This window comes from Buttiauxella noackiae ATCC 51607 (genome assembly GCF_001654865.1).
Taxonomy (GTDB): domain Bacteria; phylum Pseudomonadota; class Gammaproteobacteria; order Enterobacterales; family Enterobacteriaceae; genus Buttiauxella; species Buttiauxella noackiae.
The window spans coordinates 120,002-144,571 of sequence record NZ_LXEO01000014.1; the positions used below are offsets into that span (position 1 = coordinate 120,002).

Annotated in this window: 22 protein-coding genes and 2 pseudogenes; 17 read left to right on the plus strand and 7 right to left on the minus strand. The window is 52.7% G+C overall.

Annotation, left to right across the window (positions count from 1 at the left end; all coding sequences use genetic code 11):
* The first annotated feature begins 97 nt into the window (after positions 1 to 97).
* Both M979_RS05820 and M979_RS05825 read left to right on the plus strand, forming a co-directional pair.
* Complete coding sequence (locus tag M979_RS05820) at positions 98 to 487, plus strand: rhodanese-like domain-containing protein (RefSeq protein WP_064554084.1); 390 nt, start codon at positions 98 to 100, stop codon at positions 485 to 487.
* Between the two features lie 78 nt (positions 488 to 565).
* Positions 566 to 1,069 (plus strand): DUF1993 domain-containing protein, encoded by a 504-nt coding sequence (locus M979_RS05825; protein WP_064554085.1) that lies wholly within the window; start codon positions 566 to 568, stop codon positions 1,067 to 1,069.
* 15 nt (positions 1,070 to 1,084) lie between these two features.
* Here M979_RS05825 and M979_RS05830 read toward each other — a convergent pair whose 3' ends face one another.
* The gene (locus M979_RS05830; protein ID WP_064554086.1) at positions 1,085 to 2,002 is read right to left on the minus strand and encodes a bestrophin family protein; all 918 of its coding nucleotides are present in this window, start codon (positions 2,000 to 2,002) and stop codon (positions 1,085 to 1,087) included.
* Positions 2,003 to 2,241: 239 nt separating this feature from the next.
* Here M979_RS05830 and M979_RS05835 point away from each other — a divergent pair, with 239 nt between their 5' ends.
* Positions 2,242 to 3,354 carry a cobalamin-independent methionine synthase II family protein gene (locus tag M979_RS05835; RefSeq protein ID WP_064554087.1) on the plus strand — a complete coding sequence of 371 codons (1,113 nt, stop codon included), beginning with the start codon at positions 2,242 to 2,244 and terminating at the stop codon, positions 3,352 to 3,354.
* Between the two features lie 92 nt (positions 3,355 to 3,446).
* Here M979_RS05835 and M979_RS23950 read toward each other — a convergent pair.
* Positions 3,447 to 3,631, minus strand: a pseudogene (locus tag M979_RS23950) (IS481 family transposase); the annotation flags it as partial.
* A gap of 162 nt (positions 3,632 to 3,793) precedes the next feature.
* On the opposite strand from M979_RS23950, the gene M979_RS05840 reads away from it, so the two are divergent.
* The 8 genes from M979_RS05840 (at position 3,794) to M979_RS23910 (ending at position 13,580) form a co-directional block, all read left to right on the plus strand.
* Positions 3,794 to 4,960, plus strand: coding sequence for an efflux RND transporter periplasmic adaptor subunit (locus tag M979_RS05840; protein ID WP_064554088.1), 1,167 nt, complete (start codon positions 3,794 to 3,796; stop codon positions 4,958 to 4,960).
* Positions 4,957 to 8,145 (plus strand): efflux RND transporter permease subunit, encoded by a 3,189-nt coding sequence (locus M979_RS05845; RefSeq protein WP_064554089.1) that lies wholly within the window; start codon positions 4,957 to 4,959, stop codon positions 8,143 to 8,145. Before M979_RS05840 ends, M979_RS05845 begins: the two co-directional genes overlap by 4 nt.
* On the plus strand, positions 8,129 to 9,583 hold the full coding sequence (locus M979_RS05850; RefSeq protein WP_064554090.1) for an efflux transporter outer membrane subunit: 1,455 nt from the start codon (positions 8,129 to 8,131) through the stop codon (positions 9,581 to 9,583). Before M979_RS05845 ends, M979_RS05850 begins: the two co-directional genes overlap by 17 nt.
* 92 nt (positions 9,584 to 9,675) lie before the next feature.
* Entirely contained in the window at positions 9,676 to 12,195 is a 2,520-nt protein-coding gene (locus M979_RS05855) for a heavy metal translocating P-type ATPase (RefSeq protein WP_064554091.1), read from the plus strand.
* 61 nt (positions 12,196 to 12,256) lie between these two features.
* Complete coding sequence (gene cueR, locus M979_RS05860; protein ID WP_064554092.1) at positions 12,257 to 12,736, plus strand: Cu(I)-responsive transcriptional regulator; 480 nt, start codon at positions 12,257 to 12,259, stop codon at positions 12,734 to 12,736.
* A 115-nt stretch (positions 12,737 to 12,851) separates the two neighbouring features.
* On the plus strand, positions 12,852 to 13,049 hold the full coding sequence (locus M979_RS05865) for a heavy-metal-associated domain-containing protein (RefSeq protein WP_034455695.1): 198 nt from the start codon (positions 12,852 to 12,854) through the stop codon (positions 13,047 to 13,049).
* 131 nt (positions 13,050 to 13,180) lie between these two features.
* Entirely contained in the window at positions 13,181 to 13,441 is a 261-nt protein-coding gene (bhsA, locus tag M979_RS05870) for a multiple stress resistance protein BhsA (protein ID WP_064554147.1), read from the plus strand.
* A 16-nt stretch (positions 13,442 to 13,457) separates the two neighbouring features.
* The gene (locus M979_RS23910; RefSeq protein ID WP_280643557.1) at positions 13,458 to 13,580 is read left to right on the plus strand and encodes a hypothetical protein; all 123 of its coding nucleotides are present in this window, start codon (positions 13,458 to 13,460) and stop codon (positions 13,578 to 13,580) included.
* A 20-nt stretch (positions 13,581 to 13,600) separates the two neighbouring features.
* On the opposite strand, the gene M979_RS05875 is transcribed toward M979_RS23910, so the two are convergent.
* Positions 13,601 to 15,139 (minus strand): methyl-accepting chemotaxis protein, encoded by a 1,539-nt coding sequence (locus M979_RS05875; protein ID WP_064554093.1) that lies wholly within the window; start codon positions 15,137 to 15,139, stop codon positions 13,601 to 13,603.
* 188 nt (positions 15,140 to 15,327) lie between these two features.
* Between M979_RS05875 and M979_RS05880 the strand changes: the two genes are divergently transcribed.
* Entirely contained in the window at positions 15,328 to 16,686 is a 1,359-nt protein-coding gene (locus M979_RS05880; RefSeq protein ID WP_064554094.1) for an esterase-like activity of phytase family protein, read from the plus strand.
* 44 nt (positions 16,687 to 16,730) lie between these two features.
* Here the strand turns inward: M979_RS05880 and M979_RS05885 are convergent, their stop codons facing one another.
* Complete coding sequence (locus M979_RS05885; RefSeq protein WP_034455692.1) at positions 16,731 to 17,666, minus strand: LysR substrate-binding domain-containing protein; 936 nt, start codon at positions 17,664 to 17,666, stop codon at positions 16,731 to 16,733.
* Between the two features lie 102 nt (positions 17,667 to 17,768).
* Between M979_RS05885 and M979_RS05890 the strand changes: the two genes are divergently transcribed.
* On the plus strand, positions 17,769 to 18,194 hold the full coding sequence (locus M979_RS05890) for an ester cyclase (protein ID WP_064554095.1): 426 nt from the start codon (positions 17,769 to 17,771) through the stop codon (positions 18,192 to 18,194).
* A gap of 100 nt (positions 18,195 to 18,294) precedes the next feature.
* Here the strand turns inward: M979_RS05890 and M979_RS05895 are convergent, their stop codons facing one another.
* On the minus strand, positions 18,295 to 19,266 hold the full coding sequence (locus tag M979_RS05895) for a LacI family DNA-binding transcriptional regulator (RefSeq protein ID WP_064554096.1): 972 nt from the start codon (positions 19,264 to 19,266) through the stop codon (positions 18,295 to 18,297).
* A 186-nt stretch (positions 19,267 to 19,452) separates the two neighbouring features.
* Here M979_RS05895 and M979_RS05900 point away from each other — a divergent pair, with 186 nt between their 5' ends.
* Genes M979_RS05900 through M979_RS05915 form a run of 4 tightly spaced genes read left to right on the plus strand, consistent with a single transcriptional unit; the run spans position 19,453 to position 23,955 of the window.
* Positions 19,453 to 20,700, plus strand: coding sequence for an MFS transporter (locus M979_RS05900; RefSeq protein ID WP_034455689.1), 1,248 nt, complete (start codon positions 19,453 to 19,455; stop codon positions 20,698 to 20,700).
* Positions 20,690 to 21,778 carry a Gfo/Idh/MocA family protein gene (locus M979_RS05905; RefSeq protein WP_064554097.1) on the plus strand — a complete coding sequence of 363 codons (1,089 nt, stop codon included), beginning with the start codon at positions 20,690 to 20,692 and terminating at the stop codon, positions 21,776 to 21,778. Before M979_RS05900 ends, M979_RS05905 begins: the two co-directional genes overlap by 11 nt.
* Positions 21,778 to 22,836, plus strand: coding sequence for a sugar phosphate isomerase/epimerase family protein (locus M979_RS05910; RefSeq protein ID WP_064554098.1), 1,059 nt, complete (start codon positions 21,778 to 21,780; stop codon positions 22,834 to 22,836). Before M979_RS05905 ends, M979_RS05910 begins: the two co-directional genes overlap by 1 nt.
* A gap of 3 nt (positions 22,837 to 22,839) precedes the next feature.
* Positions 22,840 to 23,955: a Gfo/Idh/MocA family protein gene (locus M979_RS05915; RefSeq protein WP_064554099.1), complete on the plus strand. Its 1,116-nt coding sequence runs from the start codon at positions 22,840 to 22,842 to the stop codon at positions 23,953 to 23,955.
* A 70-nt stretch (positions 23,956 to 24,025) separates the two neighbouring features.
* Here M979_RS05915 and M979_RS23510 read toward each other — a convergent pair whose 3' ends face one another.
* Positions 24,026 to 24,181, minus strand: coding sequence for a type II toxin-antitoxin system RelE/ParE family toxin (locus M979_RS23510; protein ID WP_122973980.1), 156 nt, complete (start codon positions 24,179 to 24,181; stop codon positions 24,026 to 24,028).
* A pseudogene (locus M979_RS05920) lies at positions 24,168 to 24,498 on the minus strand (type II toxin-antitoxin system ParD family antitoxin). The gene M979_RS23510 and the pseudogene M979_RS05920 overlap by 14 nt, the downstream one beginning before the upstream one ends.
* Between the last annotated feature and the right edge of the window lie 72 nt (positions 24,499 to 24,570).

Here is a 24,570-nt window from a genome sequence, read left to right on the forward strand (position 1 = left end):
ACGATTGTCATGATCTTCACGTTATCTGTCATTTCTGCCATACGTCAAGCCATACGCTGCGCTCTATAGTGAGATCTCACCACCATGAGGAGTGTTTATGAGTTACGTTACTGATTATCCAGCCGCTGCCCCAGAAATCGCCGCCGCTCATTTTCTACAGCGTTTGAACCTTGAAACAGACTGCGATGATGTTCACAGTGCCATAAAAGAAGGGGACGTAGATTTTGTTCTGCTGCATGTTGTGGGCTCGCCAGAAGCCTTTGCGCGTCGCCATATTCCAGGAGCATTGCATTTGCGCCATCGGGATATGACGGCCGAGCGCATGGCAGAATGGCCTACGGACACGCTATTTGTGGTTTATTGCGCGGGACCGCATTGTAACGGCGCTGACCGTGCCGCGTTAAAACTGGCACGTCTTGGCCGTCCGGTGAAAATTATGATTGGAGGATTAACCGGTTGGGCGGATGAAGGATTTAGCTTTGCCTGAGCTGTGAATTTGCTACCCGCAGGGCGCTAACAGGGTGTAATCTTTGGCTCAAATTTGTCATATCTAAAGGAAGTCACAATGTCGATTTACAGTGAAACCAATGCACAGTTCATCCTGGGTTTAAGTAACCTGTCTGCAATCCTTGAGAAAGCGGCTGGCTGGGCGAAAGAGAACGGTAAAACGGAAGAGAGCCTGCTTACGGCGTCGCTTGCAGAAGATATGTATCCGCTGGTGCGCCAGGTGCAGATTACAACCGATATGGCCAAACGTGCTGTTGCGCGTCTGGCAGGTGTTGATGCTCCGGTGATGGAAGATAACGAAACCACTATTGAACAGCTTCAAGCGCGTATTAAAGCGACCGTTGCTTTCATGAAAGGCATTAGCGATGAGCAACTTGCTGGTGACGACGAGCGCCCAATTGTCGTGATGGCACGTGAACACGAACTGCGTTTCACCGCTCGCGGCTATGTGTATAAATTCGCCACCCCGAACTTCTACTTCCATTTCACCACCGCTTACGACATCTTGCGCCAGGCGGGTGTGCCATTGGGCAAACGTGATTTCGTCGGCCCGATCTTCTAAATAATTGTGCGCCTGCTAACTTAGCTGATAATGGCGGTTCGGGCGCAACTTCTCAGGCAGTTCCTCACGCTCATCCATATCCTGTAAATCCCGCTCAATAGTGTTGCAAATGGCATCCAGCGGCAGGTCGTTGTCTTCTGTGCCAAACGGCTCTTCCAGCTCTTCAGCCAGCGTATCAAGCGAAATAAAGGTATAGGAAACAAATACCGACAAGAACGGTGTCATGTAGTGTAGGTCGGTGACCAACGCGAACGGCAGCATAATGCAAAACAGGTACACGGTACGATGCAAAATCAGCGTATAGGCGAATGGCAACGGTGTGTTGGCAATGCGCTCACAGCCCCCAGAAACCGCTGAAAGATCGTTCAGATGATGATTCAGACTGCTCCACACCACATCAGAAATCAGACCCTGTTTGCGTTTATCGGCGAGCCATTCGCCCATCAGCAATAGTATGCGGTTACAGGGCGCGTGGCTTTTCATCACCCACTGTAATTCATCGGCAGTTAAGAATTTTTTCAGCGTCTCTTCTACCGGGCGCTTACGCAATGTGAGCCTGAGCGCGTGGCAAAAAGCAATCTGCAAATTCACAAAAGACCTAATCTGACTGCAGTTTTCACCCAGCAGACTCTTAGTCTCGCGCAAAAACGAACGCTGAGTAATCGCCAGTTGCCCCCACAGCGTGCGAGCTTCGTTAAAGCGGGCGTAACAGACGCTGTTTCTGAATCCGAGAAAAATAGCTATCGCCACACCAAGAATACTAAAGGGTGCGATGGTGAGTTTTATACCCAGCGTTTCATACCATGGCAGGAAGAAGATAACGCTTATCGAGAGCGCAACATTCAACAACAGACGTGAGTAGATTTTTTGTAGAACCGAACCGTGCCAGACGAATAGGCGGATAAACCAGTGTTGCTGCGGGCGAACAATCATATTGGGAGGCTCAAAAACAGGACGTCATATTTAACGGCAAACTGTGATGTAGATCAACTTGCAATTTACAGGGTTTTAACAACATGAATTATTTTCAATAACCATGAAAGATCTTCGTTTGTCCTCATGTTCGTCATCTGCCATTCTCAATTACACAAATAGCCGTCCAGATGGCTAAATATTCAAATAATGAATTATCACCTTGCTAAATTAATTAGCCGGGTTAGCGGAGAAAACACATGCCACAGACCACACCACATCGCGCTCCATTCCGTGCCGACATTGTCGGTAGTTTCTTACGTCCAGCCACTATCAAAAATGCCCGTCAGGCGTTTGCTGAAGGTGAAATCGACGCCAGCCAGTTGCGCAAAGTTGAAGATGATGCGATTCGTGCTTCGGTCGAGCAGCAGTGCGCTTGCGGCCTGCACGTGGTGACTGATGGTGAGTTCCGTCGGGCGTGGTGGCATTTTGATTTCTTCGACGGCCTGCAAGGTGTGGAACGCTACGAATCAGAACAGGGCATTCAGTTTAATGGGGTACAGACCAAAGCACACAGCGTGCGTGTGGTGGGTAAACTTGGGTTTGGTTCGCACCCAATGCTGGAAGATTTTCGCTATCTGAAAAGCATCAGCGGCAACGCGGTGCCAAAAATGACCATTCCAAGCCCAAGCGTGTTGCATTTCCGTGGTGGCCGCAATGCTATCGACAGTAATGTGTACCCTGATTTAAAAGAGTATTTTGACGATCTTGCAACGACCTGGCGCGATGCCATTCAGGCGTTTTATGCAGCAGGTTGCCGTTATCTGCAACTTGATGACACCGTTTGGGCTTATCTGTGCTCCGATGCACAACGTAAAGAGATCCGCGAGCGTGGTGATGATCCAGACCAACTGGCGAAAATCTATGCTCAGGTGCTGAATAAAGCGCTGGAAGGCAAGCCGGACGATTTGGTTATCGGCCTGCATGTTTGCCGCGGTAACTTCCGTTCAACCTGGATTTCTGAGGGGGGTTACGAGCCAGTTGCTGAAGTGTTGTTCGGCAGTGTCAATGTGGATGCCTTCTTCCTTGAATACGATAACGACCGTTCCGGTGATTTTGCGCCGCTGCGCTTTGTGCGCCCGGGTCATCAGCAGGTAGTTTTAGGGCTTATCACCACAAAAAATGGTGAGCTGGAAAACCCTGAGTTGATTGAACAACGAATTAACGAAGCCGCGCAATATGTTGATATCAACCAAATCTGCCTCAGCCCGCAGTGTGGCTTTGCCTCAACAGAGGAGGGTAATAGCCTTACGCCCGAGCAGCAGTGGGATAAAGTCCGCCTGGTGACGGAGCTTGCTGAAAAGGTTTGGTAACGAGCAAGCCGATTGTTCACGGACCCAGAGACATCCAGGGTGGATAGTCCAGGCCATGGTAGAGAAGTGTTCGGACACATGGTGAGCAATTTTTAACATCCTTTACCCATCATGATCGGCCTGTTTTTCAGGTCGATCATGCCCGCTCTTGTGCTGTACTAACGCACTTCATATTGTCCCCATCCAGCTTCCTTCTGCCGATATGCTCGCGGATAAACGCCTTTAGCTACACGTCCCTAATACTGAGTTTCCCACTGATATCCACTTTCCTGACCATCCCCCTGGATCGTACTTTGCCGCCAACCGTACTTTGCAAAAGATCGCTCCAATCCTCAAAAAAACCCTTGACCTTCCAACAGTGGTAAGTCGGCTAAATGGCTGAAGAGCTGTTTCGGCTCAGCAAAATTAACCGTCGATTCCCGTCTTAAAGGGCAAAATGATGAAAGCCAATTCCGTAATCTTAATGACTGCGACGATAAGCGTCGTGCTCGCTATCGCTGGGTGTAATGAGACGGCAACCGTTGCCGCTGCCGTAAAGCCGCCTGGTGTTCCGGTGGCTGAGGTGATAGTTCGCCCAGTGACGCCCTTTGTCGAACTCACCGGCTCGCTGACCGCCGTTAAGCGAGTAGAACTTCGCCCACGAGTTGCAGGCTATCTTCAGGCCGTGAGCGTACCCGAAGGAAGTGTTGTTGAAGCGGGCAGTGAACTGTTTCGTATTGACCCTCGAGTATTTCAGGCCCGAGTGAATGCTGAGAGGGCGCGCTTACGAGAGGCTGAAGCGGCATCAATGCTTGCGCAGACAGAATATACCCGAACCCAACGACTGTTCACCCAAAAAGTGGTTGCTCGCGAGCGTCTCGACAATGCAACTGCTTCGCTGAATATGGGTAAAGCCCAGGTTGATGCCGCAAAAGCAGCATTGGATGCAGCGCTACTGGACATGAGTTTCACGCGCGTCACTGCGCCAATTGGCGGGCGTGTTGGCCAGGTTCTCGTTACCGAGGGTAACTATGTCGCCAGTGGCGTAACGCCACTCACAACGATCGTCTCGATTAACCCACTTCATGTCTATTTCGATGTCGACGAGCGTACGTATTTGCAATCGCTCGCCGCAGGGCGAGTCAACGCTAGCTCGGACGGATCGCAGGCGGCAAAAGTCATGGTAGCTCTGCCCACCGATAAGACCTATTCGCGGCAAGGCCGTGTCGATTTTCTCTCCAACGCCGCCGATCGTGGCACGGGAACGGTGCGTATCCGTGCGGTTGTCGACAACCCTGATGGGCATTTGATGCCCGGTCTTTTTGCCAGGGTCAAACTGGAGACCGGCGTATCGCAATCCAGGGTGCTGATCTCAGATCAATCGATTGGCACCGACCAGGGCCGCCGCTACGTACTTGTTGTTGGCAAAGATGACAAGACGGAATACCGCCCCGTCGAGACTGGGCCGATGGTCGAGGGTTTACGAGTGATAGAGCAAGGTTTGCAGCCAGGCGAGCGCATCGTCGTTAAAGGGCTGGTACGTCCGGGTATGCAAGTCACGCCACAGACAGCAGCAATTGATGGCACGCCTGTTGTGGTCCCACCAGCATCAGGAGGCGCACAATGACTTTCCCTCGTTTTTTCATCGATCGCCCGATCTTTGCCATCGTCCTGTCGATTCTAATGGTGATCGCCGGAACCGTTGCCTTCTTCCAATTGCCACTTAGCGAATATCCAGCGGTGACGCCGCCGACCGTGCAAGTGACGGCTTCTTATCCTGGTGCCAATCCTAAGGTGATCGCTGAAACAGTGGCAGCACCACTTGAGCAGGCAATCACCGGGGTCGAGGGCATGCTGTATATGTCGTCACAATCGGCAACCGATGGTCGAATGATCCTGACGGTCACGTTTAAGCAGGGGACTGATGCCGATATGGCACAGATCCAGGTACAAAACCGAGTCTCGCGCGCGCTGCCGCGCCTGCCTGAGGAGGTACAGCGCCAGGGCGTCGTCACACAAAAAACCTCCCCGGACATCTTGATGGTGGTTCACCTGCTGTCGCCTGATAAACGTTACGATCCTCTCTATATTTCGAATTACGCTTACCTCCAGGTGCGCGATGAGCTGTCCCGCATTCCGGGGATCAGTGACGTCCTGGTTTGGGGGGCGGGTGAATACAGTATGCGGCTTTGGCTCGATCCAGACCTGATCGCCGCCAGAGGATTGACGGCGGGTGATGTTATCGCCGCAGTACGCGAGCAGAACGTACAGGTGGCGGCCGGTTCAGTCGGGCAGACTCCCAATTCCAATGCCGCATTTCAGGTGACGGTGAACACGCTCGGGCGCTTGACCGACGAGGAGCAGTTCGGTGACATCATTATTCGCACAGGGGACAACGGGCAGGTAACGCGTTTGCGCGATGTCGCTCGCATCGAGATGGGTGCCGATGCCTATGCGCTGCGCAGCCTGCTTGACGGTGAACCCGCAGTGGCTTTGCAAATCATTCAGAGCCCGGGTGCCAACGCGCTGGATGTTTCGCAAGCGGTGCGGACAACCATGCAGCGGTTGGAAGCTAACTTCCCGGAAGGGCTCAGTTCGCGCATCGCCTATGACCCCACGGTCTTTGTCAGTGCCTCACTTGAGTCAGTAGTCATCACCCTGTTGGAGGCAATCCTACTCGTCGTCATCGTGGTAGTCGTGTTCCTGCGCAACTGGCGGGCTTCTCTCATCCCCCTTTTGGCCGTGCCGGTATCGCTTATCGGCACTTTCGCCGTCATGCATCTGATGGGCTTCTCGCTCAACACCTTATCGTTATTTGGCCTGGTGCTTTCAATCGGGATCGTCGTAGACGATGCAATTGTCGTGGTCGAGAACGTCGAACGTCATATCGAAAATGGCGAGCCTCCTCCCCAGGCCGCAAAGCGCGCCATGGATGAGGTCACCGGTCCTATCATCGCGATCACATCGGTGCTCGCCGCCGTTTTCATCCCGACGGCGTTTCTCAGCGGTCTGCAGGGAGAGTTCTATCGCCAGTTCGCGCTTACTATTGCCATCTCGACCATTTTGTCGGCGATCAATTCACTCACCCTTAGCCCGGCGCTTGCCGCACTTTTGTTACGGCACCGCAAGGAAGGGGTCACACATGACCCTGGTAGCCTGAGGGGCCGCATTGATCGGTTGTTTAAGTTGCTTGGTCGGCCGTTCCAGCATGCACCGAATGCCTATGGCAACACGGTTCGCAAAGTTGTACGAGTCAGTGGTCTCGCGCTTTTGGTCTACGGTGGGCTGCTCGTGCTGACCTTCTTCGGGTTCAAGGCTGTCCCACCAGGCTTTGTGCCGATGCAGGATAAATATTATCTGGTTGGCATCGCACAGCTCCCTAACTCTGCATCGTTGGATCGCACCGACGCAGTGGTAAAGCAGATGTCGAAGCTTGCGCTTGATGAACCGGGTGTGGAGAGCGTCGTGGCATTCCCTGGGCTGTCGATTAACGGTTTCGTCAACGTCCCAAACGCTGCGGTCATGTTCGTAATGCTCGACCCATTCGAAGCGCGCACGACACCCAATCTTACCGCCACCGCGATAGCCGGGCGACTACAAGCGAAATTCGCCAGCATCCCTGATGGTTTCCTCGGGGTATTCCCACCGCCACCAGTGCCTGGCCTTGGTGCTACCGGGGGCTTCAAAATGCAAGTTGAGGACCGCAGCGGCGCCGGGTTTGATGCCCTGGTCCAGCAAACTCAGCTTCTGATGACGAAAGCCACCGAATCAGGGCAGGTTGCTGGATTGCTTACCAGCTTTGATGTCAATGCACCACAACTCGACGTGGTTATTGATCGTACCCAGGCCATGAGTCAGGGAGTGAGTCTGTCGGATATTTTCGAGTCGCTCCAGGTCTATCTCGGATCCCTTTATGTCAACGATTTCAACCGATTCGGTCGCACCTATAAAGTCACGGCTCAAGCCGATGCAGACTACCGCATGCAGGCCGAAGCCATCGGCCGTTTGCAAGTACGTAACGCGGCCGGAAACATGTTGCCTTTGTCCTCGTTTGTCACCGTCACGCCGGGTTCCGGTCCAGACCGTGTGATTCACTATAACGGCTATCCTTCGGCCGACATTTCGGGCGGCGCGATGATGGGCGTCAGTTCAGGACAGGCAGTTGCGGCTATGGAACGTATAGCGAAGGACGTTCTCCCTGAGGGCATGACCTTTGAATGGACTGACCTTACTTATCAGCAAAAGCTGGCCGGAGGTTCGGCGCTGTATATTTTCCTGCTCTGTGTACTGCTGGCTTATCTGATCCTCGCTGCGCAATACAACAGTTGGCTGTTGCCTTTGTCGGTTCTGCTGATCGTACCGATGTGTCTGTTGAGCGCGATTGTTGGCGTCTGGTTGGCAGGCGGTGACAACAACGTATTCGTCCAGATTGGGCTCATCGTGCTCGTCGGTTTGGCGGCCAAAAACGCCATTCTTATTGTTGAATTTGCGCGCAGCCTTGAAGGCGAAGGGGCAACGACGCTCGATGCGGTCATTGAGGCTTGTCGACTACGACTGCGGCCGATCCTGATGACGTCACTCGCCTTCATCGCCGGTGTCGTTCCGCTGGTATTGGCTAATGGTGCTGGGGCTGAGATGCGCCAGGCTATGGGCATCGCGGTATTCGCGGGCATGCTCGGCGTGACCCTGTTTGGATTGTTCCTGACACCGGTTTTCTATGTGGTTATGCGTGCTCTGGAAACCCGTTTCGAGCAGTACAGATCAAAGTCGAAGTCGCGCACAAGGAGGCTAAGTCATGAGAAGTCTTTCTAAAGCCGTTCTGCTTTCTCTGAGTACGCTCAGCCTGCTGACCGGATGCGTGACAGTTGGTCCCGATTACTCAATACCTTCCTCCCCGTTACCCGCGACCTTCGGCACGCCAGCCGCAGGTCTTACCTCGGGGGCCGTCGAGGTGCAATGGTGGCGCACCTTCGACGATCCTGCTTTAGACATCTTGATCCAACGGGCGCTTGCGGCGAACCACGATATTGGAATCGCTGCCGCGCGACTCGAAGAGGCAAGGGCCATGGTGCGTGAGAACCGTCAGGGATTCCTGCCGGTGGGTGGTCCGGTGCTGAGTTATGAGAAGCGCCAACGCAATGAAGTCGATACGCCACCTGACCAGCCGCGTCATACCGAATCCTATCGCAGCGCAGTGGATGCGTCCTGGGAAATTGATCTCTTTGGCCGCGTGCGGCGATCGGTGGAGGAGGCCAGGGCTCAGGCGGGTTCCCGCGAAGCGCTACTGCGAAGCACGCAGGCGAGTGTCGTTGCCGAGGTGGCCGCTACCTGGTTTGAATTACAAGGAATCGAAGCCGAACTGGCTGTTCTTACCGACATCAGCCAAAGCCAGCGCGAAAGCCTGGAGCAGGTCGAACGTCTCGTGAGTGCGGGTTCGGCCAGTGAGTTTGACCGATTCCGTGCTGAGGCGTTGTTGCGCAATGTTGAAGCGGCCGCACCCGAACTGGAACGTCGCAGTGCAGCTTCCGTCAACGCACTGGCCATTCTCCTTGGTGAAGTACCCCAGACATTCAAACCACCCGCGCCCACAGCTGGGCGTGAAACATTAGCGATTCGGACGATTTCCGTGGGTGATCCTACGGCACTCCTCGCACGCCGCGCCGATATTGCGGCCGCCGAAAGGACTCTCGCTGCGGCAACCGCCCGAATTGGGGTAGAGACAGCCGGCCTTTACCCTGATATCCAGGTGCAAGGTTCGATAGGGCTGGTTGCAGGGAGCCTTGATGCGATGAGTGGTGCCGGGGCGCAGTCCAGCTTCATTGGCCCGATTATTCGCTGGTCACTTCTCGATATTGGGCGTGTGCGGGCCCGGATAGCCGCCAGCGAGGCACGAACCAAAGAGGCGTTGAACGTCTACGACCAGACTATTTTGCGCGCACTGCAAGAAACCGATGACGCCTTTAGAGCCTACGGAGCCGCGGGCAACACGCTTGGGTTACGTCTGCTTGAGTCAGAGGCAAATCGCGAAGCGGCACGGCTTGTTCAGCTGCAATTTTCAGAAGGCGAAGGTCAATACCTGGATGTGCTCGACGCTGAACGTACCGACTTTGCAAGCCGCCGTGCGCTGGTCGTTGCTCGCACCAACCAGCGCCTTGCAGTTGTCAGCATTTATAAGGCGTTAGGCGGTGGCTGGGAGATATGTACCCAGTCGGATAACGATTGTAACGGAGCGGGTGGTCGAGCGGATTAACGCTTCGCGAAACAAATTACCCACGAAGCTTGACCTTCCCCTGAGGGGAAGGTTTAAGTTTTTTTAAACAGTAACATTAAAGGGGTAAAGCAATGGCTTTCCAACAAGTTTCCAATCCATCAACGTCCTCAGTCACTCGTCTGAGCTTACCGGTCGAAGGTATGACCTGCGCATCGTGCGTTGGTCGGGTCGAGCGTGCGCTGAAAGAGGTCCCTGGAGTGCAATCGGCAGCGGTCAACCTTGCTACTGAACGTGCCGATATCACCTTCACCGATAGGGCAAATCCCCAGGGGGCAGTCAGCGCTATCGAGAAAGCTGGTTACACTGTCCGCGAAGAGACCACTGAGCTTGCGATCGAAGATATGACCTGTGCGTCATGTGTGGGTCGCGTTGAGAAAGCGCTCGCGAAGATCCCCGGTGTATTAGAAGCCACGGTCAATCTGGCGACCGAGCGCGCAAGAGTGCGTCACCTTGCCGGGGTGGTCACAACGAATGATCTTGAAGCCGCGGTTGAACAGGCAGGCTACAAATCCCGTCGTTTATCCGCCGAGGCGGTGAATACCGGCGATCAAGATGCTGAACGTCGCGAAAGTGAGGCACTTGCGCTGCGGCGATCTTTCTTTATTGCAGGCATCCTTACCTTGCCAGTTTTCATCCTGGAGATGGGTTCGCACCTTATTCCCTCCATGCATCATTGGGTAATGGCGGTTATTGGTCAGCAGACGAGCTGGTACATGCAGTTTGTTCTTGCAAGTCTTGTCTTGTTTGGTCCAGGCCTGCGCTTCTTTCGTAAGGGCATACCGGCGTTGCTACGCGGTGCTCCCGACATGAACTCGTTGGTATCGGTCGGCACCGCGGCAGCTTACGGCTATTCGGTCGTCGCGACCTTCGCCCCTGAAGTGCTACCTGAGGGTACCGCCAATATTTACTTCGAAGCCGCCGCCGTTATCGTGACCTTGATCCTGCTTGGGCGCACGTTGGAGGCGCGTGCCAAAGGGCGAACCTCGCAGGCAATCAAACGGCTCGTAGGGCTGCAGGCCAAGACCGCGCGCGTTGAGCGCAACGGCGAGTCTGTCGAGATCCCGCTCGATCAGGTGAAGATGGGAGACATCGTACTCGTTCGTCCGGGCGAGAAGATTCCGGTCGATGGTGAGGTCGTCGAGGGGTCTTCTTATGTTGACGAAAGCATGATCTCCGGCGAGCCGGTGCCCGTGTCCAAAGGGGTAGGCGCTGAAGTCGTCGGGGGCACAATAAACAAGACAGGGGCTTTCAGCTTCCGTGTCACCAAAGTTGGTGTGAATACGGTGCTTGCGCAAATCATCCGTCTGGTCGAGGAGGCACAGGGTTCCAAGCTACCTATCCAGGCGCTTGTCGATAAGGTGACAATGTGGTTTGTCCCCGCGGTGATGGCTGCTGCCACGCTGACCTTCCTGGTCTGGCTGGTCTTAGGCCCGGCTCCGGCGCTGACCTTCGCACTCGTCAATGCGGTTGCAGTGCTCATTATCGCCTGCCCGTGTGCTATGGGGCTCGCCACGCCGACATCAATTATGGTCGGTACGGGGCGAGCGGCTGAGGTCGGCGTTCTCTTTCGCAAAGGTGAAGCTTTACAGGCACTGCGCGATGTTAGCGTCGTCGCCCTCGACAAGACCGGCACGCTGACCAAAGGACGCCCTGAACTGACCGACCTCGTTCCCGCCGAAGGTTTCGAATATGACGACGTTCTCGCGTTGGTGGCGTCAGTTGAAACCCGCTCCGAGCACCCAATAGCAGAAGCGATTGTCTTAGCCGCGAAGCAGCGGGGTATCCCGCTTGCAGCCATTGAACACTTTGATGCAACACCGGGCTTCGGTGTATCGGCCAGGGTCGCAGGCCGGACCGTCGCCGTTGGCGCTGACCGGTTCATGACACAGCTCGGCCTTGATGTGACAAGCTTCCTGGCGACCGCTCAGCGTCTGGGCGAGCAAGGAAAAAGTCCACTTTATGCGGCAATAGACGGTCACCTGGCGGCGGTAATTGCCGTCGCCGATCCGATCAGAGAGACAACACCTGAGGCTATCAAGGCGCTACACGCACTTGGACTCAAGGTGGCGATGATCACTGGCGACAATGCCGCGACGGCTGCGGCGATTGCTAAACAGCTCGGCATAGATGAAGTCGCAGCCGAGGTCTTACCCGACGGTAAAGTCGCAGCGCTGAAGACGTTCCGGATCAATGGCGCGCGGGTTGCCTTTGTGGGTGACGGAATCAACGACGCGCCAGCGCTGGCTGAAGCGGACGTTGGACTCGCCATCGGCACGGGAACGGATGTGGCGATCGAGGCGGCTGATGTCGTGCTGATGTCGGGCGACTTGCGTGGCGTGCCGAATGCCATCGCGCTTAGCAAGGCGACGATCCGCAACATCAAACAGAACCTGTTCTGGGCTTTTGCCTACAACGCAGTACTTATTCCTGTTGCAGCAGGGGCTCTCTACCCGGTGAATGGCACATTGCTTTCGCCAATTTTCGCCGCCGCCGCGATGGCGCTTTCCAGCGTCTTTGTGCTTGGCAACGCTCTACGACTCAAACGCTTCCAGGCACCCATGATGGTTGAAACCCACAACGACCGACGCTGAGTCGGTTAAACAGATAATCCCCTCGCTTGCTTGAGGGGATTCCCCCCAGAAGGAGTGAATGATGAATATCGGTCAAGCAGCCAAGTTTTCCGGTGTGTCAGCAAAGATGATTCGCTATTACGAACAGATTGGTTTGATCCCCAAAGCCCTTCGTTCTGATGCCGGTTATCGACATTACAGCCAGCCGGACGTGCATAGTCTTTGCTTCATTCGTCGCGCCCGCGACCTGGGCTTTTCGGTCGAACAGAGCGGGGTATTGTTGGCTTTGTGGCACGACCGTGACCGTGCGAGCGCCGATGTCAAGATGATGGCGCTCTCCCATGTTGCCAGACTAAAGGCGAAAATTGACGAGCTGCAAGCGATGGCGCAAACGCTCGAGCATCTTGCCGATCACTGCCGCGGTAATGACCGTCCAAATTGCCCGATCCTTGCAGACCTGGCTGAGTCCATCGCCGCAGCGGAACAACCGCCACTCACTTCACGCCGGACGCCGCGGTTTGGTGTGGATACTCGCGCTTCTTCCCGCTCATCGTCACGCTGATTGATGATTTATAAAGCCGCCACTTTACTGGAAAATTTTGTTGAAAAGCATTTGACCTTACCACGCTGTCAAGCTCGATAGTGAGTTTGAAACAGTAAACAAACAGGAGATCAAAATGCTTCATTTCTACATTCCAAAAATGACCTGCGGCGGCTGCGCTAAGTCCGTCACCCAAGCGCTACTGAGTGTCGATCCGCATGCACCCATCGAGACTAACACGGCTTTAGGTGAAGTTTGGGTTGATAGCACCATGGAGGAGAGCGATTTCATCGCAGCACTTAGCAAGGTGGGCTTCCCGGTGCGAAATACCTGATATCCCGACCCATAGCGCCAACCTACCTCAAGAGGTTAACCGCGTCACTCAGTACTGAGGAAACATTCTAAATAATGAGCTCCGCTGATTAAACGGAGCTCATATACGAATACAGAAAAGGAAAACAGATGATGAAAAACGTAACAATGACCCTCGCCGCTCTTACTCTGGCTACGCTTTCTTTCTCTTCTATAGCTGCAAACCTGGTTGACTCAGCGCCAGTGACTCAGGAGAAAGTCGGTGTCATTACCGCATGCACAAGCAGTAATAGCATTTCAAGTCTGCAACATGAAATGAATGTCAAAGCCACCAGAATGGGTGCCAGTTCTTACCGTATCGTCGGGGCTTACGGCAACAACCGTTTGTGCGGTTCTGCGGAGATTTATAAATAAGTCTGGCGCTAATGAAATGGACGCTCCCATTTATCTGGCATCAAAGGAGGGTAATAGCCTTACGCCCGAGCAGCAGTGGGATAACGTCCGCCTGGTGACGACGCTTGCCGAAAAGTTTGGTTATCGGTTTGTCGGGTGACTGACGTCACCCGATCCCGCTTACGCCAATTTGAATACCGCTACCGTTTCATTTAACGCTTGCGACTGCTCTTTAAGCGACATTGCCGCCGCTGAAGCCTGCTCTACCAACGCGGCATTTTGCTGCGTCACCACATCCATTTGCACTACAGCCTGGTTAATCTGCTCGATACCGCGGCTTTGCTCACCTGTGGACACTGCAATCTCTTCCATCAGCCCGGTGACTTCTTTGATGGCGTTGGAAATGCGTTGCATACTTTCGCCCGCACGGTTCACCAGATTGCTGCCGATATTGACTTGCTCGCCAGAAAGCTCAATTAGCTCTTTGATCTCTTTCGCTGCCACCGATGAACGTTGGGCCAAGTTGCGTACCTCTGTTGCTACAACTGCAAATCCGCGGCCTTGCTCACCTGCGCGTGCGGCTTCAACCGCGGCATTCAGCGCCAGAATATTGGTCTGGAAAGCGATATCTTCGATAATGCTAATAATATTGTCGATTTTGCTGGAACTGGACTCAATATTACGCATTGAATCAATTACTTCACTGACAATCTCATTGCCATCATTGGCAGCAGTTAGCATGCCATTTGCCAGTTTGTTGGCCTGGCGAGAGTTGTCAGAAGTCGATTTTACCGTTACGGTCAACTGCTCCATGCTGGCAGCCGTTTGACCCAGCGATGACGCCTGCTCTTCGGTTCTGGCAGAAAGGTCGGTGTTACCGGCGGCAATCTCTTCAGAGGCGTAAGCCACGGTCTGGCTCGACTCGCGCACCTGGCCGATAATACTTGCCAGTGATACACGCATTTGCTCAAGCTCGCGCATCATTGCACCAATCTCGTCATTGGCGCTGGCAACAATCGGCGTATGCAACACACCGCTGGCGATTTCAGTGCAATGCTCTTTGGCTTTATCCAGTTCGTTGAGTACCCGTTTTTTTAGAAGCCAGAATACGGCACCGAGGATAACGGCGAAGATCAGTGCAAAAATCGCGATACTCACGAGACTCTGTTTGAAACCAGATTGAGCATCTTTGTTGAGCTGCTGCGCATACTGCTGGCGGAATGCCAGTAATTTATCCAGTGCGACTTCAAATTGCTTATCCAGCTGCGGCAGGGTGGATGTCACCAGCGCACGAGCACGTGGAATGTCGTTGGCGCGGACAGCATCCAGTAAGGGTTGTAAGCCTTGCTCACGATAATTCACAAATGCGTTCTGATAGGAATCAGTCAAGACCTGTTCACCAGGCTGTTTGGGTGCCTCAAGATAAGCCTGAAATGCGATGTTTGCCTTCTCTAGTACCGATTGTGCGCCGTTGAGTGCCTGTAGCCCCTGATCGTTTAATCCTTGCTCACGTTCTTCTAACGCTTCCATGGCACGAACGCGCATGGTGCGGCTGTGATTGATTGGGTCGATAACCGATAACACCACACGGATTTCGCGATTTACATTATCCAGAGATTGGTTGCTTCGCGTTAATGACCAGATGTTGGATGCAGTGCTAACCAGAAAAATAATCAGTAACGTACTGAAAACTAGAATCGAAAAACGCCTGACGGACATGCGATACCCTTTTGTTTATAAAATAACCTGACTCGTTTCAGCCAGCACACCTGGGTATATCGGCAAGAATTGCAGGATATTTAGTTGCACAAAGTCATCACGTAAGAAAATAGTCATATTTGTGTCATATGACTGCTTTATATCTTGTTGACCAAAACGGGTGACCAAAACCAAGGGTAGCAAACACCATGAAATTAAAACCTTTTGCGCTGTTATTGACCTCTTTACTCCCTCTGGCAAGCCAGGCAGCAGAACCGCAGGTTGATCGTTATGTTGTCACATTTCCACAAGGTGACCATGTCGAATATAAAGGGGCATATGCCAGTCATTTCCCGGATGGTTTACCGGTTGGCGTGGGGTCGGGGCTGCAATTTATTCGTAAAGAGGGTAATGCACTGGTATTTGCCACGGTAACCGATCGCGGCCCAAATGCTGACTCACCAAAAGCCGGTAAAAAAGATTCAAAGATTTTTGCTAACCCCAAATTTACCCCATTGCTGATGACTATCCGCGTTGCCGATGGCAAAGCGCAGGCTACTGATGCCCATGCGCTGCATGACGAGAACGGCCCAATTAGCGGCCTACCGTTACCGGAAGGGTTAATCGGTGCCACCAATGAAATCGCCTTGAGTGACACCTTGCAGCAGTTATCGAGTGATAAACGTGGCCTGGATACTGAGGGGGTCACCCCGGATGGCAAAGGCGGTTACTGGTTGTGTGACGAATATGGCCCATTCATCATCAATATCGACGCTAACGGCAAAATCCTTAAAAAATATGGCCCGCAGGCAGAACAAGGCGAGCAGGGCGTGGCGGGGGGCTTGCCGAACATTATCAAATGGCGCCAGGCCAACCGTGGTTTTGAAGGGATTACACGCATGCCAGACGGACGTATTATCGCCGCCGTGCAAAGCACATTGGATATCGACGGCAAAACCAAAAACAGCGCGCAGTTTACCCGCCTGGTGAGCTTTAACCCGGAAACCGGCAAAACCGAGATGTACGGCTACCCCATTGATGTGGATGTCTACAAGAAAGCCAAAGACGCTAAAATTGGCGATATCGTTGCACTGGATAACAACCGCCTGCTGCTGATTGAGCAGGGCGGTGACAAAAACAAAGCCATGCGTAATCTGATTTATGTCGTTGACCTCAGCCATGCCAGCGATCTGAGTTCATTCGATAAAGAAAAAGCACCCGAGTTTGACGACGCCGAACAACTGAAAGCACGTGGTATCAAACTGGCGGAGAAAAAAGAGATTGTTGATCTGCGTAAACTGGGCTGGCAGCAAGAGAAAGCGGAAGGCATGACGCTGATTGATAACCAGACCATCGCCGTGATTAACGACAACGATTTTGGTCTGCAGCCGGTACTGGAAAACCCGGATGCTGACGATAAGAAAGCAGATGACTATGAGGTGGATGGCAAAGGGCATCTGCTGCGCGACGGTAAAGAAGTCGCGACTAAAATCGCTTTAAAACCGTTGGAAAAACCTGAATCACAAAATGAGCTTTGGGTTATTAAATTGCCTGAGGCGTTGAAGTAAGACGATTTGAAATAATACCGGGCAGCCAGATGGTTGCCCTTATTTTATTTTTCAGTATTACTTTCCATTACGCTGCGAATTGAGTCTACGAGTGCAACTGCTGCGGGTGATAATTCGGAGTCGGCAAGTCGGGAAATACCAATTTGCTCCAGAATCAGCGGCTCGAATGACGGGAGCCTCACAAGATCGTTACGGTAAGTCAAATCAGTCACAATAGACTGCGGCAAGATCCCCAATAGGTCTGTCTTTTTTAATAACCACAAGATATTAAAAAACGAAACCGCTTCAATAGTGGCATGGGGAGGATCCATATTTTCATGATAAAAAATATTATCAAATTGCTTACGCAACGTGGTCTCAACCGGAGGCAAAATCCATGCCTCGCGCTTTAGTGTCTCAAGTGTTGCATTAGGATTTTGTTCCAGTGGGTGCCCGCGCCGCGCAACAATGATGGCATTTTCGCTAAATAGTGCTTCCTGTGCGATGACTGCACTGGAACGAATATCGGATAGACGGCCCACCAGGAAATCCAGCTCTCCAGAAATCAGTCGGGGTAGGAGCTCTCCACTAACGCCTTCAACAATTTTTATACGAATATCGGGCCGGGAAACACTTAGCCTGGCAATTGCCGCAGGGATCAGGTAACTCGATCCGGTCAAAATACTGCCAATCGCAACCCTGCCTGTTTGCCCGCGTCCCATGGCATCGATCGCCTGAGATACTTGGTCAAGCTGCGCCAGCACCATTTTGCTTCTCTCGACAAAGTCCCGACCCAGTTCCGTGGGCGTCACACCACGACGATTGCGCAAAAACAGCTTTGCCTCGACTGCATCTTCAAGATCCTGAAGCAGTTTACTGGCGGTTGGTTGTGAAACCTTTAGTGAACGTGCGGCGTGAAGAACACTTCCGTACTCAAAGAGCGCTATCGCCAGACGAAAATGTCTTACCGTCGCCCAACGTTCTAATCTGTCTGTTCTCATGTGCTATCCACTTTTTGAATATCACATGCAATATATCCGGTATTTACGAATATCACAAACCTTCATATACTCGTTTTTATATTATCCAGCCGGAGTTTTCCCATGAAAGAAAATAACCTTGCAACAGTAAAAAAATACTTCAAATATTGTGTCGATGGAAAAGATGCACAGCGTGTTGATGAGTATTTTGCCAAAGATGTCATTATTCATCGCCCTGATTGCGATGCACCAATACATGGTATTGAGAATTTCAAGCAAGCGTTAACCGAACACGTATTAGACCGCTATGAATCCATTGTCACGACATTCAGCAAAGAAGTGGTCACTGAAGATGTAGTGGTGGTTCATTTAAAACATGTTGCGCGAGGTTCTAACACCTGGCATGGTTTTGATGTTCATGGCAAAGATGTTACATGGACCGCGTTGACTTATTTCCGATTTAATTCCGAAGGAAAAGTCGTTGAAGAGATTGTCGAAAGAAATGAGTTATTTATGGCAAAGCAGGTAGGGATTATTGATTATAAATAAATCAGGCTTAAATAAACGGTAACGTTATCCATATAGCACCCGAATTATTGCGGGAAATAGCGTACTTTCCCGCCCCATAAATTTAATTTCACGAAATTAACTATACCGATCCCCGCACCAGTAATTTCCAGTCCAGAATCTCATTCACAGTTTCAACTTCCGGGTTATTAATGCGCTCAAGCAGCAACTGCACGCTGCGAACGCCGAGCTGGTGCATTGGCTGTTCGATAGTGGTGAGCGGTGGATAGGTGACGGAACCAAACGGCACGCCATCAAAGCCCATTACCGCGACATCTTCCGGAACACGCAAACCTTGCTCATGAGCGTAATGCATCGCGCCACCGGCCAGTGCATCGGAAATGGCGAATACCGCATCCGGCGGTTCGGGCAGGGTAAACAGTTCAGCCATCGCTTGTATGCCCGCCTGATATTCCAGGCTGTCGGCATACACCACCGCTTGCCAGTTTTTACCAGAAGCAGCGCGATATCCCGCTTCACGCTGTTGAGAATAGAGATAACGCAGATCGCCGTTGATTAATGCGATGCGTTTATATCCTGATGTCATCAGGTGATCGACTGCGGCAGAAGCCGCTTTGAAATTATCAATGGTTACCGATGATGCGTTATAACCCGGATCGCCTTCACCACATTGTACCCAGGGTGAATCCCCAATCAGCGTGGTTAACCCCGGCAAGCAACTGATGGCATCCATGGTGATAACGCCATCGACTACTTTGCCGCTTAACAGACGCAAATAGGCCGATTCTCGCGTCAGGCGTGATTCAGAATTGCATAGCAGAATGTGGTAGCCATGCTTTTCCGCTTCCTCTTCGATACCGCGCACTACGCGGGCGCAGAAGGGGTTGGTGATGTTTGAAACCAACACTAATAGCATGCGACTGCGTGAAGTGCGTAACTGGCGCGCCAGCAGGTTAGGTTGGTATTCGCACGCCTCGATCGCCGCCAGCACTTTATCGCGCGTGTCCGGTTTAACGGCGGGATTGCCGTTTAAAACCCTGGAAACGGTCGCGGTAGAAACACCAGCAATTCTCGCCACTTTATCTATCGACATGTTGATCCTTTGGACGAACGGTTGATTTGTGAACCACATTCCAGATTTGAATTGATAGTAACAAATAATTCATCAGCATGATGGTAACCCTGATGAAATCGATTACATTTTTAATGAAGTGCGAATGTAATCGATTTCATAACAAAAACTCTTACCCTTAAATCAATACTCTGTACCGGAGGATTTATGTCTTCTCAGTCGGCCGTTGGGGCACAAGTGGCTACTCATAAATGGGTGATTCCACGCCTGTCGTTAATGATGTTTCTCGAGTTTTTCGTCTGGGGGGCCTGGTATGTCACCCTCGGGGTGGTGATGGGTAAATATGGTCTGAGTGCGTTGATTGGTGATGCGTATTCCACTGGGCCGATTGCTTCCATTTTGTCGCCGTTTGTTCTCGGCATGCTAGTGGACCGTTTCTTTGCCTCGCAAAAAGTCCTCGGCGTGTTGCACCTGATTGGCGCGGCATTACTGTGGTGGCTGCCGGGCATGTTTGAAAGCGGGCAGAGCGGCCTGTTGTGGATAGTATTTGCCTACATGCTTTGCTACATGCCAACAATTGCGCTGAGCAACAACGTAGCGTTCCACAGTCTTGCGAACAGTGAAAAAGGGTTCCCGATTGTGCGTGCGTTCGGCACCATCGGCTGGATTGTCGCGGGGTTAATTGTTGGCACCAGCGGGCTTTCTGACAGCACGGGTATCTTCACCCTGGCGGCGGTAGCCTCTGTGGTGTTGGGGATTTATAGCTTTACACTGCCTAATACGCCCGCACCAGATCGTGGCAAACCGCTTTCGATGCGTGATCTGGTTTGTGCCGATGCGTTCGCTCTGCTTAAACAGCGCCATTTTATGGTGTTTATCATTTGCGCCACTCTTATCTCCATTCCTCTGGCGGCTTATTACGCCTACGCCGCACCGTTTATTTCCGCAGTTGGGTTTGAGAACGTCAGCGGCGTGATGGCATTAGGTCAGATGTCTGAGCTGCTGTTTATGCTATTGATTCCGTTCTTCTTCCGCCGTCTGGGCATCAAAATGATGCTGCTTATCGGTATGCTGGCATGGTTTGCTCGTTACGCGATGTTTGCCCTTGGCATCACCGAAGAGACACGCTGGATGATCTACATCGGCATCATTCTGCATGGGGTTTGCTACGACTTCTTCTTTGTCATCGGTTTTATCTACACAGACAAAGTGGCAGGCAACAAAGTGAAGGGGCAAGCGCAAAGCCTGCTGGTGCTGTTCACTTACGGTTTAGGGATGCTGATTGGCTCGCAAATTAGCGGCGCGGTATTTAACCGTTCGGTTACTGCACAAGGCGCTGAGGGCTTGTTGCAATGGCAACAGTTCTGGTGGATGCCAGCTATTGCAGCCGTGGTGATTGCGGCGATCTTCTTCTTTAGCTTCAACTATAAAGAGGGCGAGCAGCATGGCAAATAAGCCGCTGCGCGTGTTGGTTGTGGGCTGCGGGAATATGGGGGCTGCCCACAGCCTTGCGTATCAGCATCTGGACGAATTTACTCTCTGCGGGCTGGTGGCCCGTGGGGATTCTAAAGCCCGATTGAAAACTCAACTCGCAGTGGAAATCCCACTATTCGATGATTTAAAACTGGCGATTACCGAAACCCAGGCTGATGCAGTATGCATGGCCACCTGGCCCGACACCCACGAAGTGCTGGCACTTACGGCGCTTGCCGCAGGTTGCCATGTATTCCTCGAAAAGCCGCTCGCCACCACGGTGAGCGGGGCGAAACGCGTTGTAGCCACCGCGCGGCTGGCAGGTAAAAAACTGGTGGTTGGCTATATTCTGCGACACCACCCGGCGTGGCAGCAGTTTATCGAGTTATCACACGGACTGGGTAAACCGCTGGTGATGCGCATGAACCTCAATCAGCAAAGCAGCGGCAGCGCCTGGCACACCCACAAAATGCTGATGCAGTCGCTTTCACCTATTGTCGATTGCGGTGTGCATTATCTGGATGTGATGTGCCAGATGACGCAATCCACCCCGCAGTCGGTGAGCGCCATTGGCGTGCGTTTAACTGAAGAAATCGCGCCAGAGCAGTTCAACTACGGGCAGCTTCAGGTGCGTTTTGAAGACGGTTCTGTGGGCTGGTACGAGGCGGGATGGGGGCCGATGATGAGCCAGACTGCATTCTTTATTAAAGATGTGATTGGCCCGCAAGGCTCGGTGTCGATTATCCCTCGTGAAGCCGCTGGCGAAGGGCAGTCAGCCAATGTGGAAGCACACACCCGTACTGAATCACTGCGCGTTCATCACTCTCAACTAAACGCACAGGGCGAGTTTGTTCACCAGGATGAATGGGTGACGGCAAGCAATGAACCCGACCACTTTGCTTTGTGCCAACTCGAACAACAGTTTTTTGCCCGCGCCATTTTTGAGGATAGCGACTTAGCGCAGCATCAACAGCAGGCCATTGATAGCCTGGCTGTGGTGCTGGCCGCAGACCTGGCTGTGCGTGAACAGCGCACGGTATTGATCAAGGAGATGTTGTAATGAAAACCCTGAAAGGGCCGTCCATATTTCTCTCACAGTTTATTTCCGACCAGCCGCCGTTTAACGCTCTCGACACGTTAGTGGCCTGGGCTGCGGGGCTGGGCTACAAAGCGGTACAAATCCCTACGCATTTGCCGCATATTTTTGACCTCGCCAAAGCGGCGCAAAGCCAGGAGTACTGTGCAGAAATTCGCGGCGTGCTGGCGAATGTCGGGCTGGAAATCAGCGAGCTCTCAACCCATCTGCAGGGGCAATTAGTTGCCGTGCATCCAGCGTATGATGCGGCGTTTACCGGATTCGCACCGCCGGAGCTGGCGCAAGATGCCGCAGGCCGCCAGCAATGGGCGGTGAACAGCCTGAAACAGGCGGCGCGTGCTTCGCAAAATTTAGGCCTGAACGCTCACGCGACGTTTTCAGGTGCGCTGGCCTGGCCGTATTTTTACCCCTGGCCGCCGCGTAATGAACAACTGCTTGATGAAGCGTTTCAAGAACTCGCCTCCCGCTGGAAACCGATTCTGGACTGTTTTGATGAGGCGGGCGTCGACGTATGTTTCGAGCTTCATCCTGGTGAAGATTTGCATGATGGTGTTACTTTCGAGCGTTTTCTGGCGCTGGTTGATAACCACCCGCGCTGCAATATTCTCTACGATCCAAGCCACATGTTGCTGCAACACATGGATTACCTGGGTTTTATCGACCATTACCACCAGCGTATTAAAGCCTTCCACGTTAAAGACGCCGAATATTTGCCGTCGGCAAAAAGCGGAGTCTACGCCGGTTATCAGTCGTGGATTGATCGCCCAGGGCGTTTTCGTTCGCTCGGCGACGGACAGGTTAATTTCAATGGGATCTTTAGCAAGCTGGCGCAATACGATTACGATGGATGGGCTACGCTTGAATGGGAGTGTTGCCTGAAATCAGGCGAAGCGGGTGCGCGTGAAGGAGCCAAATTCATCTCCGACCATATTATTCCGGTTGCCGATTATGCCTTTGACGACTTTGCGCTGCGCGACAGCGAAAGAACGGCTGTACGTCGCATGCTCGGGCTGGAGGAATAACCCATGAAACGACTTCGTTTAGGAATGGTTGGTGGCGGTGAAGGTTCGTTTATCGGCGGCGTACACCGTATTGCAGCACGTCTTGATGACCAGTTTGAACTGGTTGCCGGGGCGTTTTCATCCTCGCCGGAAGTGGCAAAATGCAGCGGTGAAGCGCTGTTTATCGAAGCCGAACGCTGCTATGCCAGTTGGCAGGAGATGGCTGAAAGAGAGGCATCACGCCCGGACGGCATTGAAGTGGTGTCGATAGTCACCCCAAACCATCTTCACGTTCCGGTAGCAAAAGTATTTTTGCAACACGGTATTCATGTGATCTGCGATAAACCGCTCGGGGTAACGCTCGGCGAGGCGCAGGAACTGGCGCAGATTATCGACGCAAGCGGCCTGCAATTTATTCTGACCCATAATTACAGCGCGCTGCCGATGGTGCGCGAAGCCCGTGCACGTATCGCCAATAGCGAGATCGGTGATATTCGTGCCATTGAAGTAGAGTATTTGCAGGACTGGCTGAACGATCGACTGGAGTTGACGGACAACAAACAGGCGAGCTGGCGTGGAAACCCGGCCATGGCGGGTGCAGGTGCGATTGGTGATATCGGCACTCATGCCTGGCAATTGGCGGCGTTTGTCAGCGGTATGGAGCCAGAAGCTTTACGCGGCGAACTGCTAACACGTATTCCAGGCCGCGTGCTGGACGATGAAGTGTATGCCGAAATGCGTTACGCCAACGGTGCGCGCGGGCGTTTATGGGCAAGTCAGGTGGCACCCGGTTTTGAAAACGATCTGCGGCTGCGCATCGTGGGAAGCAGGGCGACGATCAGTTTTCGCCAGCAACAGCCTGAGATACTGGAAATCCATCCGCATCATGGAAACAGTTACGTTGTCACGCGAAACGGTGTGAATAATCACGATTCCGTGCGTCACCAGTGCCGCACACCTGCCGGGCATCCGGAAGGTTATCTGGAAGGGTTCGCGCAAATTTACCGGGAAGCAGCGGTTAAAATTCGCGGTGGCGACGCGCCCTGGCTACCGGGCATTGCCGAAGGACTTGCTGGTATGAAGTTTATCGAGACAGTGCGAGAGAGTAGCAACCGTGGCGGTGAATGGCTGGAATGGTGAGTGTCTTGATTCCCAGGCGGAGCATTGCTTCAAAAAAGCGACTCAGTAAATGCTGATCGGCATCTTCGGCTCACTGCCAGTGTAGATGCCGGTTCACATCCTGGCTCTGACCAAGAATACGGATGATGATAATTTCTGCCTGCGCCTTCCCGAAATGCAACAGTCCATAATCCCAGATGGCAGTCAGATCATCATTCGCTTTTGGCGTAAGTTTAACTATTCTCACCCGTTTTCCTCGTCCCTGATTTCACGTTCAGCAGGAAAGCGTCCTTTTCCCATGCCTGCGGCTCCCCGCTGCTTAATCCTTCTGCCAGCAAGTCTCGCAATGCCTGAAGGCGCGACTCAGCCTGTTTTTCCCGTAGAAGCCGAAGGGATTCGCGGATAACTTCACTTTGTGTCCGGTAATCACCTGATTCAATAAGGGATTCTATAAATTCCCGCAGTTCATCACCAAGATCGACTGTCATTGTTCTGGCCATTATGCTGCTCCGATGTAAGTTTAAATCTTACAATAGTGTATTGGGCATCAGGGATAATTGCCAGTCCAGGAGGTAATCCAGGTTGTATTTCATCGTTGTTTCACAAAGTGAGTTTTCGGTTGCTTCTGGCTCACAC